This is a genomic window from Accumulibacter sp. (assembly GCF_023806635.1).
Lineage (GTDB): Bacteria > Pseudomonadota > Gammaproteobacteria > Burkholderiales > Rhodocyclaceae > Accumulibacter.
This window is the reverse complement of the sequence record NZ_JAMTDQ010000085.1, coordinates 1-14,018: the sequence shown is the minus strand read 5'-3', so window position 1 is coordinate 14,018 and position 14,018 is coordinate 1. Positions and strand designations below refer to the sequence as shown.

General features: G+C 67.3%; 12 protein-coding genes. 7 read left to right on the top strand and 5 right to left on the bottom strand.

Annotated features, from left to right (window positions below):
• Positions 1 to 66 precede the first annotated feature (66 nt).
• The 3 genes from NFW30_RS14700 to hemL are packed head-to-tail and all read left to right on the top strand — an operon-like array spanning position 67 to position 2,828.
• A complete protein-coding gene (locus NFW30_RS14700; protein WP_295357120.1) occupies positions 67 to 921 on the top strand; it encodes a hydroxymethylpyrimidine/phosphomethylpyrimidine kinase in 855 nt (284 codons plus the stop codon).
• The gene (gene thiE / locus NFW30_RS14695) at positions 914 to 1,576 is read left to right on the top strand and encodes a thiamine phosphate synthase (protein WP_295357118.1); all 663 of its coding nucleotides are present in this window, start codon (positions 914 to 916) and stop codon (positions 1,574 to 1,576) included. The genes NFW30_RS14700 and thiE overlap by 8 nt, the downstream gene beginning before the upstream one ends.
• Positions 1,548 to 2,828, top strand: coding sequence for a glutamate-1-semialdehyde 2,1-aminomutase (gene hemL / locus NFW30_RS14690; RefSeq protein WP_295357117.1), 1,281 nt, complete (start codon positions 1,548 to 1,550; stop codon positions 2,826 to 2,828). The genes thiE and hemL overlap by 29 nt, the downstream gene beginning before the upstream one ends.
• Positions 2,829 to 2,846: 18 nt before the next feature.
• Here the strand turns inward: hemL and NFW30_RS14685 are convergent, their stop codons facing one another.
• Positions 2,847 to 4,223, bottom strand: coding sequence for a CorA family divalent cation transporter (locus NFW30_RS14685; RefSeq protein ID WP_295357115.1), 1,377 nt, complete (start codon positions 4,221 to 4,223; stop codon positions 2,847 to 2,849).
• Positions 4,224 to 4,417: 194 nt separating this feature from the next.
• On the opposite strand from NFW30_RS14685, the gene NFW30_RS14680 reads away from it, so the two are divergent.
• Positions 4,418 to 6,325, top strand: a complete 1,908-nt coding sequence (locus NFW30_RS14680) for a potassium transporter Kup (RefSeq protein ID WP_295357114.1) — start codon at positions 4,418 to 4,420, stop codon at positions 6,323 to 6,325.
• An 88-nt stretch (positions 6,326 to 6,413) separates the two neighbouring features.
• Positions 6,414 to 7,751 carry a hypothetical protein gene (locus NFW30_RS14675; RefSeq protein ID WP_295357112.1) on the top strand — a complete coding sequence of 446 codons (1,338 nt, stop codon included), beginning with the start codon at positions 6,414 to 6,416 and terminating at the stop codon, positions 7,749 to 7,751.
• 7 nt (positions 7,752 to 7,758) lie between these two features.
• Here the strand turns inward: NFW30_RS14675 and dsbD are convergent, their stop codons facing one another.
• The 4 genes from dsbD to NFW30_RS14655 form a co-directional block, all read right to left on the bottom strand.
• Positions 7,759 to 9,525, bottom strand: a complete 1,767-nt coding sequence (gene dsbD / locus NFW30_RS14670; protein ID WP_295357110.1) for a protein-disulfide reductase DsbD — start codon at positions 9,523 to 9,525, stop codon at positions 7,759 to 7,761.
• A 17-nt stretch (positions 9,526 to 9,542) separates the two neighbouring features.
• Positions 9,543 to 9,875, bottom strand: a complete 333-nt coding sequence (gene cutA, locus NFW30_RS14665; RefSeq protein ID WP_295357107.1) for a divalent-cation tolerance protein CutA — start codon at positions 9,873 to 9,875, stop codon at positions 9,543 to 9,545.
• Positions 9,876 to 10,006: 131 nt separating this feature from the next.
• On the bottom strand, positions 10,007 to 10,771 hold the full coding sequence (locus tag NFW30_RS14660) for a class II aldolase/adducin family protein (RefSeq protein ID WP_295357105.1): 765 nt from the start codon (positions 10,769 to 10,771) through the stop codon (positions 10,007 to 10,009).
• Between the two features lie 197 nt (positions 10,772 to 10,968).
• Positions 10,969 to 11,451: a DUF4124 domain-containing protein gene (locus NFW30_RS14655; RefSeq protein WP_295357102.1), complete on the bottom strand. Its 483-nt coding sequence runs from the start codon at positions 11,449 to 11,451 to the stop codon at positions 10,969 to 10,971.
• A gap of 473 nt (positions 11,452 to 11,924) precedes the next feature.
• Between NFW30_RS14655 and NFW30_RS14650 the strand changes: the two genes are divergently transcribed.
• A complete protein-coding gene (locus NFW30_RS14650; RefSeq protein ID WP_295357099.1) occupies positions 11,925 to 12,374 on the top strand; it encodes a cytochrome c in 450 nt (149 codons plus the stop codon).
• A gap of 18 nt (positions 12,375 to 12,392) precedes the next feature.
• A complete protein-coding gene (locus NFW30_RS14645; RefSeq protein WP_295357096.1) occupies positions 12,393 to 13,769 on the top strand; it encodes a cbb3-type cytochrome c oxidase subunit I in 1,377 nt (458 codons plus the stop codon).
• Positions 13,770 to 14,018: the final 249 nt, after the last annotated feature.

Genomic DNA, 14,018 nt, shown 5'->3' with positions numbered 1-14,018 from the left:
CCAATCACCGGCGTTGCTGCCAAGGGTTTCTCCTTCGATGCCGACGGCCGAGGCCACCTTACCTTCATGAACCACCGCACTGCAACGTCGTTGCCGCCGATTGTCCTGAGCTTTGCCGCCAGCGATCCATCCGGCGGTGCGGGGATGCAGGCCGACGTGATGACCCTGTCCGCGTTGGGTTGCCACCCGTTGTCGGTGCTGACGGCGCTGACCGTGCAGGACACGGTCGGCGTCGGCAGCGTTCTCGCGGTCGCTGCGGACTGCGTCGAGGAGCAGGCGCGGACGCTGCTCGAGGACATGCCGGTGGCGGCGTTCAAGGTCGGGCTGGCCGGCAGCGTCGAGAATATCGCCATCATCGCCGGCATCGCCGCCGATCATCCTGCAGTGCCGTTGATCGTCGATCCCGTTCTCGCCTCCGGTCGCGGTGACGAACTGGCGGATGATGAAATGATCGCCGGCCTCTGCGAGTTGTTGCTGCCGGTGACGACGATCCTCACTCCGAACTCGCTGGAGGCTCGTCGCCTCGTGTCCGGGCGATACGACGAGGGTGACGATGGATCGGAGCTGCCCCTTGGCGACTGCGCGCAGACGCTGCTCGACCTCGGATGTCGGCACGTGCTGCTGACCGGCACCCATGTGAACACCGCGCGCGTGATCAATACGCTGTATCGGCAGGGAGTCGGGCTGGTGCGCAGCGATGCCTGGGATCGCCTGCCCGGCAGCTACCACGGGTCGGGCTGCACGCTCGCTTCGGCGATCGCCGCCAATCTCGCCAGTGGTGTGGAGGTGGATGATGCCGTCGCTGCCGCACAGGATTACACATGGCGGGCGTTGGCGGCCGGCTTCCGCCCCGGCATGGGCCAGTTCATTCCCGATCGCTTCTTCGCCACCCGTCAGCGCCCCCGGCGACTCGATGACTGAACGGCAACCCCTGCGCGGCCTCTACGCGATCACGCCGCCCGGGCTCACTGCCTCTGGCGACCTTGCGGTCGTCGCGGCGGCCTTGCGGGGTGGGGCCGCTTTTCTCCAGTATCGGGACAAGGATGCCGATGCCGCCAGCCGGCTGGCGGTTGCCCGCGCCCTGCGGCGGCTTTGCCACCAGTTCGGCGCCCGTCTGCTGATCAACGACGATCTGGCGCTGGCACTGGCGGTCGCAGCCGACGGAGTGCACCTGGGAGCCGGTGACGGCGACCTGCACGCGGCCCGCCAGGCACTGCCGACGGGCTGCCTCCTCGGCGCCTCGTGTTACGGCGATTTCGCGCGTGCACGGACGGCGGTTGCGGCCGGGGCCGATTACGTTGCCTTCGGTTCCGTGTCTCCCTCCACGACCAAGCCGCTGGCACCGGCGGCGGCGCTGTCGCTCTTTGCCCACTGCCGTGCCGAACTCGGTGTGCCAAGCTGTGCGATCGGTGGCATCACGATCGGCAATGCGCCGGCCGTGCTGGCTGCCGGAGCCGACATGCTGGCGGTGATCAGTGACCTTTTCGCGGCCGCCGACGTAGAGGCGCGTGCCGCAGCCTACCAATCCCTGTTCGAGGACAAGCGACGTGAATTCACGCAACCAGCAACTGTTTGACCGTGCGCAGGAGCATATCCCGGGGGGCGTCAATTCGCCGGTGCGGGCGTTTCGCTCGGTCGGCGGCACGCCGCGCTTCTTCGTCGCCGGCGCCGGCGCGCGCGTCACCGACGCCGACGGTACCAGCTACATCGACTATGTCGGCTCGTGGGGACCGCTGATCCTCGGTCATGCCCATCCCGAGGTCGTCGCCGCCGTCCGCGAGGCGGCGCTGGCTGGCCTGTCGTTCGGTGCGCCGACCGAGAGCGAGGTCGACATGGCGGAACTGCTGTGCCAACTGCTGCCGTCACTCGAAATGGTGCGCCTGGTCAGCTCCGGCACCGAGGCGACGATGAGCGCCATCCGCCTGGCGCGTGGCCACACCGGCCGCGACCTGCTGCTCAAGTTCGAAGGCTGCTACCACGGCCATTCCGACAGCCTGCTGGTGAAGGCGGGGTCGGGCCTCCTCACCCTCGGCAATCCGAGCTCGGCCGGTGTTCCCGCCGATCTGGCGCAGCACACGCTGGTCCTCGATTACAACGACAGCGAGCAGGTCGTAGCCGCCTTCCAGGCCCACGGCGAGCGCATCGCGGCGGTGATCGTCGAGCCGGTCGCCGGCAACATGAACCTGATCGCGCCGCGCCCAGCGTTCCTGCAGACCTTGCGCGAGGAGTGCAGCCGTTACGGTGCGGTGCTGATCTTCGATGAGGTGATGACCGGCTTTCGCGTCGGCCCACAGGGGGCGCAGGGCCTCTACGGCATCACTCCCGACCTGACGACGCTCGGCAAGGTGATCGGCGGCGGCATGCCGGTCGGCGCCTTCGGCGGCCGACGCGAGATCATGAGCAGCATCGCGCCGCTCGGCCCGGTGTATCAGGCGGGCACGCTCTCCGGCAACCCGGTGGCGGTGGCTGCCGGCCTGGCGACGCTGCGGCTGCTGCAGGCGGAAGGCTTCCACGAACAGCTGGCGGCTCGCACGCGCAGCCTCTGCGATGGTCTGGCAGCGGCGGCGGGGCGGCACGGCGTGCCCTTTTCGGCGCAGTCGATCGGCGGCATGTTCGGTATCTATTTCCGTCCGGCTTGCCCGACAAGCTACGCCGAGGTGATGCAATCGGAGCAGCAGGACTTCCGACGCTTCTTCCACGCCATGCTGGCTGCTGGCCACTACTTCGCCCCGTCGGCGTTCGAGGCCGGTTTCGTCTCGGCGGCGCACTCGGCCGACGACATCTCCGCGACGGTCGCCGCCGCCGCGGAGATCTTCCGCCTCTGGTGAGGCCTGCCGCGCCGCGACTCAGTCCGCGTGGTGGTGCGTGTGCTGCTGGGCGCTGATGCGGCGCCGTTCGAAGTGGCGTAGACCATAGTAGGTCAGGGCGCCGATCGCCACCATCGTGCAGGCGAAGCCGGTGTATGCGATCGGCCAGGGGATTCCCTCGGTCATCATCGAGAACTCCGACATGCCGCCCATGCCGGCGATCACGTTGATCGGCATGAAGATGACGCTGAGCACGGTCAGCCGCTTGATGTCCTTGTTCTGGTTGATGTTGATCGCGCTGTCGGTGGCGTCCATCAGGAAGTTGATCTTGTTGAAGAGAAAGGCGGTGTGGCCGTCGAGCGATTCGATGTCGCGCAGGATCTCGCGCACGTCGGCATGTTGCGCCTCGCTGAGGAACTTGCCGCGCAGCAGGAACGACAGGCCACGGCGGGCATCGAGGACGCTGCGGCGGGTGCGGGCGTTGAGATCCTCGGCTTCCGAGATCGCCACCAGGATTCTCGACGCCTCCTGGTCGCTGGTGTGCGAGCGCAGCACCTGCCGGCCGATGCGATCGAGTTCGCCGTACATGTCCTCGAGCGCACTCGCCGAGTATTCGACGTCGGCCGCGTAGAGGTCGATCAGCACGTCGGTGCCGTTGCTGACGTAGCCGGGGCGGGTGCGCGCGCGTGCCCGCTGCAGACGAAACACCGGCAGTTCCTCGCTGCGCACGGTGAACAGCACCTGCTCGTGGAGGATCATCGCCACCGGAACGTTGCGTGATTCCTCCCGCGTATCGAGCAGGAAGTCCGAGTGCAGGTGGGTGTGGCCTTCATCGTCGACGTAGAAGCGGGCGCTCGCCTCGAGGTCGGTCAGGTTGCCTGGGTCCGGCACGTCGATGTCGAACATCTGGCCGATCCAGCCGCGGACCTTCTTCGTCGGGGCGATCAGGTCGACCCAGATCGGCTTGACGTTCGCCAGATCCTCGGGGCCATTCACCGAAATCTGGCGCAGTCGTCCGTCGCGCAGCTCGAAGGCGGTGATCGCCATCTTCTCGTTGCGGTAGTGGCTGTCGTCGATCAGTTCCTCGAGCACTTCATCGGGCAGCAGGGCGAGAATCGCGTCGGCGCCTTCCTTGACTTCCTCCCAGACGACGAGGCGTTCGGCGGCATCGAGCGATTCGATGATGTAGGCGACCTCACGCGCCGGCATCAGCTTCAGCTTTTGCCGCAGTTCGCGACGGTACTGCTGCTCGACTTCACTGTCGACGCCGTCCTCCTCACCCGCTCCCTGTTCGCGGACCAGATCCTCGACCAGTTTCTGCAGCGACAGCAGCGACCGCACCTCGGTGAGGTGCACCTCGGCGAGTCGTTGCTGCAGGGTTTCCGGTTCGGCCGGCCTGGTGTATTCTTGGCTCATGGCGGTCCTCCTGACTGGCTGGGTGCGACTGGAAAAAAGAATGGAATTGTACGCTCCCGGAGGAAGGCGGTGAACCTTTCGCCGGCCATCGGGCCGATCGGTCGGAATCACCGGCGGCGCTTGCTCGTCGCCGGACGCGGATGATGGTGGACTGGCTGCGGAGGTGCGTCTTGGCGACTCGGCCGGGGACCGACATGGTTGCAGAAGGAGCAGCGGGCGGCGAACCGCGATCGGGCCTGGCGGCCACTGCGGTGGCGGCGATGGGTGTCGTCTTTGGCGACATCGGCACCAGCCCCTTGTATACGATGAAGGAAGTCTTCGGCGGCCATCACCCGCTGCCGCCCAGCGTGGGCAATGTCCTGGGCATCCTGTCGCTGGTTTTCTGGGCGCTGACGATCACCGTATCGCTGAAGTACGTGCTCTTCATCATGCGTGCCGACAACCGCGGCGAGGGTGGCATCATGGCGCTGACGGCGCTGGCGCTGCGCACGGCGAATGCGACGCCGCGGATTCTCTGGCTGATGTCGGCGCTGGGCATCTTCGGCGCGGCGCTGTTCTACGGCGACGCGGTCATCACGCCGGCGATGTCGGTGCTGTCGGCAGTCGAGGGACTGGAAGTCGCGACGCCGTTGCTCAAGCCCTGGGTTCTGCCGATCACCGTCGTCATTCTCGTCCTGCTCTTCGTCTTCCAGCGCCATGGCACCGCCGCCGTCGGTGCCCTCTTCGGTCCGGTGATGATGCTCTGGTTCTCGACCCTCGGTCTGCTCGGGCTGTGGAACGTGATCCAGAACCCGGCGGTGCTGGCGGCGATCAACCCCTGGTACGCGCTGTCCTTCTGCCTCGGGCAGCCGGGCATGGCGTTCCTCGCCCTGGGCTCGGTCGTCCTCGCGATCACCGGTGGCGAGGCGCTGTACGCGGACATGGGACATTTCGGCCGGCGGGCGATCAAGTGGGCGTGGTTTGCCCTCGTCTTCCCGCTGCTCTACCTGAACTACCTGGGCCAGGGCGCGCTGATCCTCGCCGACCCGCAGGCGATCGCCAGTCCCTTCTTCCGTCTCGTTCCCGACGAGCGGCTGGTCCTGCCGCTGGTCGTCCTCGCCACGACGGCGACGGTGATCGCTTCGCAGGCGGTGATCTCGGGCGCCTTCTCGCTCACCAGCCAGGCCATGCAACTCGGCTACTGCCCACGCATCCAGGTACGATTCACATCCGAGCGCGAGAAGGGCCAGATCTACGTGCCGAACATCAACTGGCTGCTGCTGCTGGCGGTGATCGTCGTCGTCCTCGGCTTCCGCTCGTCGTCCAACCTGGCGTCGGCCTACGGCATCGCCGTCACCCTGACGATGATGATCGACACCCTGCTTGCCTTCGTCGTCGTGCGCGCCCTGTGGCAGTGGAGCTGGCCGCGCGCGGCACTCTTTCTGGTCTTTTTCGTCGTCGTCGATTTCGCCTTCTTCGCGGCCAACGTGATCAAGATCGTCGACGGTGGCTGGTTCCCGCTGGCGGTCGGTACTGGCGTCTTCGTTCTCCTGTCGACCTGGCGACGCGGGCGTCGGCTGCTGGCCGAAAGGCAGCGGCAGCAGTCGATTCCGCTCACCGACTTCATTGCCGGCATTGCCGTCGGCGGGCCGCAGCGGGTGAGCGGCAGCGGCGTCTTTCTCACCGCCCATCCCGAAGGGGTGCCGCGTGCACTGCTGCACAACCTGAACCACAATCAGGTGCTGCACGAGCGGGTGGTCGTCCTCAACGTCGCGGTTGCCGATGTGCCGCACGTCTCCGAGGCCGAGCGTATCCGCGTCGAGGCGCTCGGTCAGGGCTTCCACCGCGTCCATGTCGCCTATGGCTTCAAGGACGAACCCGACCTGCCGCGTGCACTCGCCCTCTGCGCCGCCGATGGACTCGCCTTCGACATGATGTCGACCTCCTTCTTCCTCGGGCGGGACACGGTCGTCCGTTTGCCTACCGGACAGCAGGCGCGTATGGCAAACTGGCGGCAGACCCTGTTCAACTGGATGTTCCGCAATGCCGACACCGCGACCGAGTTCTTCAAGCTGCCGCCAAACCGTGTCGTCGAGCTTGGAGCGCAGGTCGAGCTGTGCTGACGACGCGTCGGCAAAGCATGCGGCAGCGCTCGCGGACACGCCGGGCGGGTGGGCTGCCGCAGCCGCTCGCGACGCGCGACCGGTCCGCATGATCCGGCGACTCGTCGCCACCGCCGCGCTTGCACTGGCTACCCTCGGCAGCCCGCTGTCGGCCGACAATCTGCCGCCGGCGCCGACCGAGCTCGGCACGATTCGCCGCAACGAGCAGGGGCAACTGGAGGTCGTGCGGCCGCCGGCCGCCAGCCCGGCAGCCGCTTCGTCCCCCGTCGAGACGCCCGCCGCCAGGCGCGCCGGGGGGCAGCGCGCGGCTGCCGAAGGCCAGCCGGTGGTGGCCGCCGGCGGCCGGACGATCGTCGTCGGTGAGCGGGAAGCGGTACGCAGCATCAGCGAAGCGGCGCGGCTGGCGCGCGACGGCGACACGATCGAGATTCGCCCGGGCGAATACCGGCGGCAGGCAGTGGTGTGGACGCAGGACCGGTTGACGATTCGCGGCGTCGGCAGGCGGCCGGTCCTCATCGCCGACGGGGACAGCGCCGAGGGCAAGGCACTGTGGGTGGTGCGCAGTGCGCAGATGACGATCGACAACCTCGAATTCCGTGGCGCGCGCGTCTCCGCCGGCAACGGCGCCGGCATCCGTTTCGAGGGCGGTCACCTGAAGGTTGCCCGCTGCGCCTTCTTCGACAACGAGATGGGCATTCTCACGAGCAACGCGCCCGACGCCGTCCTCGAAGTGGAAAACAGCGAGTTCGGCGCTGCTCCCCGCCATGCCGGCGCACTGCACCATCTGCTCTACGCCGGCACGATCGCCCGCCTGAAGGTCAGCGGCAGCCGTTTTCAGCAGGGGTACCTCGGACACCTGATCAAGTCGCGGGCGCGAGAAAGTTCGATCCTCTACAACCTCCTGGTCGACGGGGTCGGCGGCAGCGCCTCGTACGAGCTCGAATTTCCCAACGGCGGAATCGCCTGGGTGATCGGCAACATCATCGGGCAGAGCGCGACGACCGACAACCCGGTGGTCGTTGCGTACGGCGCCGAAGGTGAGCGCTGGCCGGACAATGCACTTCATCTGGCGCACAACACCCTGGTCGACGACTCGCCCGGCGGGCGTTTCCTGCAGGTCTGGAGCGAGCGACTGCCAGCTGCGACCGAGGTCTGGGCGATCAACAACCTGCTCGTCGGGCGCGGCATCTTCGCGCCGCAGGGCGCGGGACGCCACGATGGCAACCAGTCCGTCGAGGTCGCGACCCTGGTCGAGGTCGATGGTCTGCCTTTCGCGTTGCCGCAGGCGTCGCCGTTGCGCGGCAGGGCGAAAGCACCGGGATTCGTCCGTGGCCAGAGCCTGGCGCCAACGGCGGAATTCCGCTTGCCGGCGAAATCCCTGCCGTTGCTGCCGGGCAAGCCGCTGTCGCCGGGCGCGCTGCAGTAGGAGCGAGTCAGTTCAGGCGCGTCAGCAGGCCGAGAAACTCGTCGGCACTCTGGAAGCCGACGACGCGGATGCCTTCGATCTCGCGTCCCTGGCGGTCGAAGAAGATGATTCCCGGTGGGCCGTAGAGCTTGAAGCGTTGCAGCAGGGCCTGGTCGGCTGCCGAGTTGGCGGTGACGTCGGCCTGCAGCAGGGTCCAGCCCGCCAGCTTCGCCTGCACGCGCGGATCGGCGAAGGTGAAGCGCTCCATCTCCTTGCACGAGACGCACCAGTCGGCATAGAAATCGAGCAGGATGGGTCGTCCGGCGCTGGCCAGCCGGCTGTCGAGTTCCGGGACCGAGCGCACGCGCTCGAAAGGCAGATGCCGGGCATCGCTGCCGGCGGCGCCGCTGCGCAGCACCGAGAGCGGTTGCAGCGGGTCGCGTGAGCCGGCCAGCGTGCCGAGCAGCATCGCCGCCCCGAAGAGCAGCATGACGATGCCGATTCCCTTCCAGAAGCGCTGCCAACCCTTCGCGTGCGGCGGCAGCGGGTCGAGCGCGTGCAGGTAGATCGCCGGAACGATCAGCAGCAGCGCCCAGGCCAGCATCTGCACCACCGGCGGGATCACCGGCGACACCAGCCAGACGGCGGTCGCCAGCAGGATGACGCCGAAGGCCTTCTTCACCGCCTCCATCCACGGTCCCGACTTCGGCAGCAGCGTACCGGCGCTGGCGCCGACGACGAGCAGCGGCGCACCCATGCCGAGCGCCAGCGAGAACAGCGCCGCGCCGCCGAGAAATGCGTCCCCGCTCTGGCCGATGTAGAGCAGTGCCCCGGCCAGCGGCGCAGCGACGCAGGGGCCGACGATCAGCGCCGACAGCGCCCCCATCGCCGCGACCCCGGGCAGCGAGCCGCCGCGGATGTGGCTCGCCTCCTCCGACACCCGGCTCTGCAGGATGCTCGGCAGTTGCAACTCGTAGAAACCGAACATCGACAGCGAGAGGAGGACGAAGACGGCGGCGAAGGCGCCGAGAACCCAGGGGTTCTGCAGCGTCGCAGCCAGCAGGGTGCCGGTGAGGCCGGCGGCGACACCGGCGGCGGCGTAGGTCACCGCCATGCCCAGGACGTAGGCCAGCGAGAGCAGGAAGCCGCGCGCATGCGAGACGCCGTGGCCGTCGCGCCCGGCGCCGACGATGATCCCCGAGAGGATCGGGATCATCGGAAAGACGCAGGGGGTCAACGACAGCAGCAGACCGAAGCCGAAGAAGCTGCCGATCAGCAACCAGAAGCCGGCATGCCGGAACAGTTGCGCGATGTGGCCGGACTCGTCGCCGCTTGGGCCGGCCGCTGCCGCTGCTCCGACCGCGCCCGCCGCAGCCGGATCGGGCAGCTCGACGGCGAGCGTGTGCTGTTGCGGCGGATAGCAGATGCCGGCATCGGCGCAGCCCTGCGACGCGACGCGCAGGGTCAGCGGTAGCGGCCCCGGGCTGCCGCGCTCGACCGGCAGCCGGATCAGTACCTGGTCGTAGTACACCTCGACGCGACCGAAAGTGTCGTCCTGCTTTTCCTTGCCCGGCGGCAGCAGCGGTGTGCCGAGGCGGATCGTCGCCGGTTCGGCGGCGAAGCGGAACTTGTCACGGTAGAGGTAGTATCCCCTGGCGATGCTGAAGCGCACCTCGAGCGTCTGCCCGTCGAGGTCGCGCACGCTCGGCTTGAAGGCCACCGCCGGGTCGAGGAACTCCTCCGCCTGGGCCAGAGTGGCGAGCAGCAGCAGGAGCGAGAGCAGGCAGCGGAGCATGGACACGTCCGGCGCGCTCAGGCGGAGGGCGCGGTTTCGCCCACAACCCAGGCGAGATACTCGGGCAGGCCGGCGGCGATGTCGAGCGCGATCACCTCCGGCAACTCGTATGGATGGCTGGCGCGGATCGCCGCCGTCAGCTCGACGAGACGCGCGGCGCTGGTCTTGATCAGCAGCGGTACCTCGTCGGCCGTCTCGACCTGTCCGTGCCAGCGGTACACGGAACGGCAGGGGGCCAGGATGTTGACGCAGGCAGCAAGGCGCGCCTCGACGAGCCGTTCCGCGAGCGACCGTGCGGCCGACTGGTCGGGCAGATTGGTGAGGACGAGGAGGGCGGTCACGCGTCGCATTCTACCGCATCGGCGGTGACCGCTGCAGGCCGGCAGCCGCGTCACGCGGCGTCGTTTCCCCCGATCTTCAGGCCGGGTGGCTCGCTTGCGCCGTCTGCCGCGCCCGTTGGCGCCGCCGCCGGCACTCCTTCTCAGGAGTCATGGCCCGGATTGCTGCGCGCCAGTCGGCGCAGCAGCGCCGGCCATGCCAGGCCGCCGCCCGCGCCGCGCGTCACCTGCTCCCACTGTGCCTGCGCGCCGTCGACGATCGGTTGCGCGATATGGCGCAGGGGGAGGCCACCACTCATCGCCTTGACCTGCATCCGGCAACTCGTCTCGAAGAAGTACATCGCGACGAAGGCTTCGGCCACCGATCGGCCGACCGTCAGCAGGCCGTGATTGCGCAGCATCAGGAAACGCCGGTCGCCGAGGTCGTGCACCAGGCGGGGCTTCTCGTCGTCGACCAGAGCCACTCCCTCGTAGTCATGGTAGGCGAGCGACGAGAGGACGAAGATGGAGTGCTGCGACAGCGGCAGCACACCGGCCTCCTGCGCCGAGACGGCGACGCCGTTGACGCTGTGCAGGTGGAGGACGCAGATCGCGTCCGCACGCGCTGCGTGCACCGCGCTGTGGATGGTGAAGCCTGCCGGGTTGATCTCGTATGGCGTGTCGTCGAGCTTGTTGCCCTGCACATCGACCTTGACCAGGCTCGAGGCGGTGATCTCGTCGAACATGAAACCGTAGGGATTGATCAGGAAATGGTGCTCGGGGCCGGGAACACGGGCCGAGATATGGGTGAAGATCAGGTCGTCCCAGCCGAACAGCGCCACCAGGCGATAGCAGGCAGCGAGATCGACGCGCTGCTGCCATTCCGCGTCGCCGACGCGGGCCCGGACCGTGCTTGCAGAAATGTTCATCGCCTACTCCTCCACTGGTCGTTATCCGATGATGCCGCGACGAAGCAATGCGGGCGTTGCAGCCGCTGCTGCTCTGCTCGGACTTCGCCAACCGGATGACGCTGCTTGCCGGCTGAATCGCTTTCGCCGACGCCGCCCGGTCGATGCTGCCGGCGAGAACATCGGCGCCGGCGGCAAGCGACCCGTGACCGCCGCCACTAGCCGGCGCATCTCGCCTCGATCTCCTGTCTTCGATGCTGGATCAGCTTCGCCCGTTCCCCATCGTCGAGATAAACGCGCTGCCCCTGCTGGTCGTAGCGGCTGACGGCGTTCGCGTTCTGCAGGTCTTCGAGAGACTTTCGCGCCAGCATGCAGTCGTGCTGCCTGCGCTTCGCCGCTTCCTCCCGCTCCTCTTGCTTGCGGGCGGCAGCGTCGCGCTCGATCTGGCGCTGGCGAAACTCGGTCTCCTTTTGCTGCCAGGTTTTCGCGGCCGGTCTGAGGTCGTCGCCGCCGGTTGCTGAAGTGGGCAGCGGCTGTTGTGGCGCCGCCGGCTGCTGCCGGGGCCGCGCTGCCGCTTGCCCCGGTGGCGGCAACTCCGAGAAGTGGGTGACCCCCTTCTCGTCGACCCACTTGTACACCTCGGAGCGCGAGGCCGCCGTGGTCGCGATGAGCAGGACGAAGAGCAGGGCTTGCAGACGCATCGATCACCTCTCTGGCAATACGGGTGGCGGGAAGGCTGTCGGCAACGGCGGCGGCGAAGCCGCGCACTGCCGGTGTCGCAGCGATCCGCCAGCGCAGCCGGCGGGCGCCCCGGGGTGGCGGCGCCACCGCTGCCATCGGCAACCGCCGACGATACCGCAGGGAGCATAGAGCCGGGCCGCTGTGGCGTCAATCGCGGTCGCGCGGCAGGTGCGCGGCGATTGAGACCGGTTGCGGGGTGGCGCCCCCTGCGACCGTCCGGCAGGCGGTTGGGCGTCGCGGCTGACCTGTATTCCGGGGTGCGACAACGTGTCTCGTCGCAGCGGCCGTGTTGCCGCACAGGCCAGTGCTGCCGCTTCCGGCATCGCGTGCAGCGCCCGCTCACTCTTGATCGAGGTCAATTTCTGCCGGGTCCGGTCGGCACTAGATTTCGCACCGCGCAGCTTCGTGCGCCATGAAATGGAGGGTTTTCCGAATGAGCACATCATTCAGCACGTCATCGGCACGCAACGTCTTCTACGGTGGAACGGCGTTCTTCGTGCTGCTCTTTGCCGCACTGGTATTCCAGTCGGAATCGGAGACGCCGAAACGCGACCGCCGCGAAATGCTGGCAGCCAATCCGCAGATCGCTGCCGGCAAACGGATCTGGGAAGACAACAACTGCATCGGCTGCCACTCGCTGCTCGGCGAAGGTGCCTACTTCGCGCCGGAACTCGGCAACGTCGTCGATCGCTTCGGCGGTGGCGAGGAGGGCAAGGCCGCGGTCAAGGCCTTCATCCAGAGCCGTCCGCCGGAGGGCATCAGCGACCGCCGTTCGATGCCGCAGTTCAACTTGGGCGAGAGGCAGTTGAACGAGATCGCCGACTTCCTCGAATACGCGTCGAAGATCGACACCGCCAAGTGGCCGCCAAGCATCCAGGGCTGAGAGGGAAAGGAAACGGACATGCAATACCAGTCGCAAGCGGTCGCCAAACCGTACTTCATCGCCGCGCTCGGGCTCTTCGTCGCGCAGGTCCTGTTCGGCCTGATCATGGGGCTGCAGTACGTGGTCGGCGACTTCCTGTTCCCGCACATCCCGTTCAACGTCGCCCGCATGGTGCACACCAACGCGCTGATCGTCTGGTTGCTGATGGGCTTCATGGGTGCCACCTACTATCTCGTGCCCGAGGAGTCGGAACGCGAGTTGCACAGCCCGAAGCTGGCGCTGGCTCTGTTCTGGATCTTCCTCGTCGCTGCCGCGCTGACGGTCGTCGGATATCTTGCCGTACCGTACGCGACGCTGGCGCAGATCACCGGCAACGACCTGCTGCCGACGATGGGCCGCGAGTTCCTCGAACAGCCGACGATCACCAAGATCGGCATCGTCGTCGTCGCGCTCGGCTTCCTGTACAACATCACGCTGACCGTGCTCAAGGGGCGCAAGACGGCGATCAGCAGCGTGCTGCTGATCGGCCTGTGGGGCCTTGCGCTGTTCTTCCTGTTTTCCTTCTACAACCCGCACAACCTGGTCAAGGACAAGTTCTACTGGTGGTTCGTTGTCCACCTGTGGGTTGAGGGCGTCTGGGAGCTGATCCTCGCCGCCATTCTGGGCTTCGTGCTGATCAGGATCACCGGTGTCGATCGCGAGGTCATCGACAAGTGGATCTACGTCATCATCACGCTGGCGCTGGTCACCGGCATCATCGGCACCGGGCACCATTTCTACTGGATCGGCACGCCCGAATTCTGGCAGCTCTGGGGCGGTGTCTTTTCCGCCCTGGAACCGATCCCGTTCTTCGCCATGACGCTGTTCGCCTTCAACATGGTGAACAGGCGGCGTCGCGAGCATCCGAACAGGGCGGCGACGCTGTGGGCGCTCGGCACCGGCGTGATGGCTTTCCTCGGAGCCGGCGTCTGGGGCTTCCTGCATACGCTGGCGCCGGTGAACTACTACACGCATGGCACGCAGATCACTGCGGCACACGGTCACATGGCCTTCTATGGCGCCTACGTCATGGTCGTGCTGACGATCATCTCCTATGCCATGCCGCAGATGCGTGGCCGTGCGGCAAACTCGAACGCCTCGCTGGTCGTCGAGATGTGGGGCTTCTGGCTGATGACCGTGGCCATGGTCTTCATCACGCTGTTCCTCACCGGCGCCGGCATCCTGCAGGTGTGGCTGCAGCGCGTCTCGGCCACGCCATCGCCGTTCATGGTCGTCCAGGAGCAGGTGGCCCTGTTCTACTGGATGCGCGAGTGGTCCGGCGTCGTCTTCCTGCTCGGACTGATCGCCTATCTCGCCAGCTTCTTCGTCAAGGGCAGGGAGAACGCGGTGGCCTGAGGCCCGGCAGGCCGCAAGCCTGGGGCCGGCCGGCGAGGGCCGGTCCCTTCTGTTCCAGCCAGCATCACGGATCACGCAAATGAACGCCTGCAGTCCGGCCGATACGGCCATCGATACCCCGTACTACGAACCGGCCGGACAGGAAGTGGCGCTGTTCGAACATGCATGGCGCAACCGCCTGCCGCTGCTGCTCAAGGTGTTACGTCCCGCCCTATTCAAGCCTCTCCGTCCCGAGCTATTCCGGGGTGA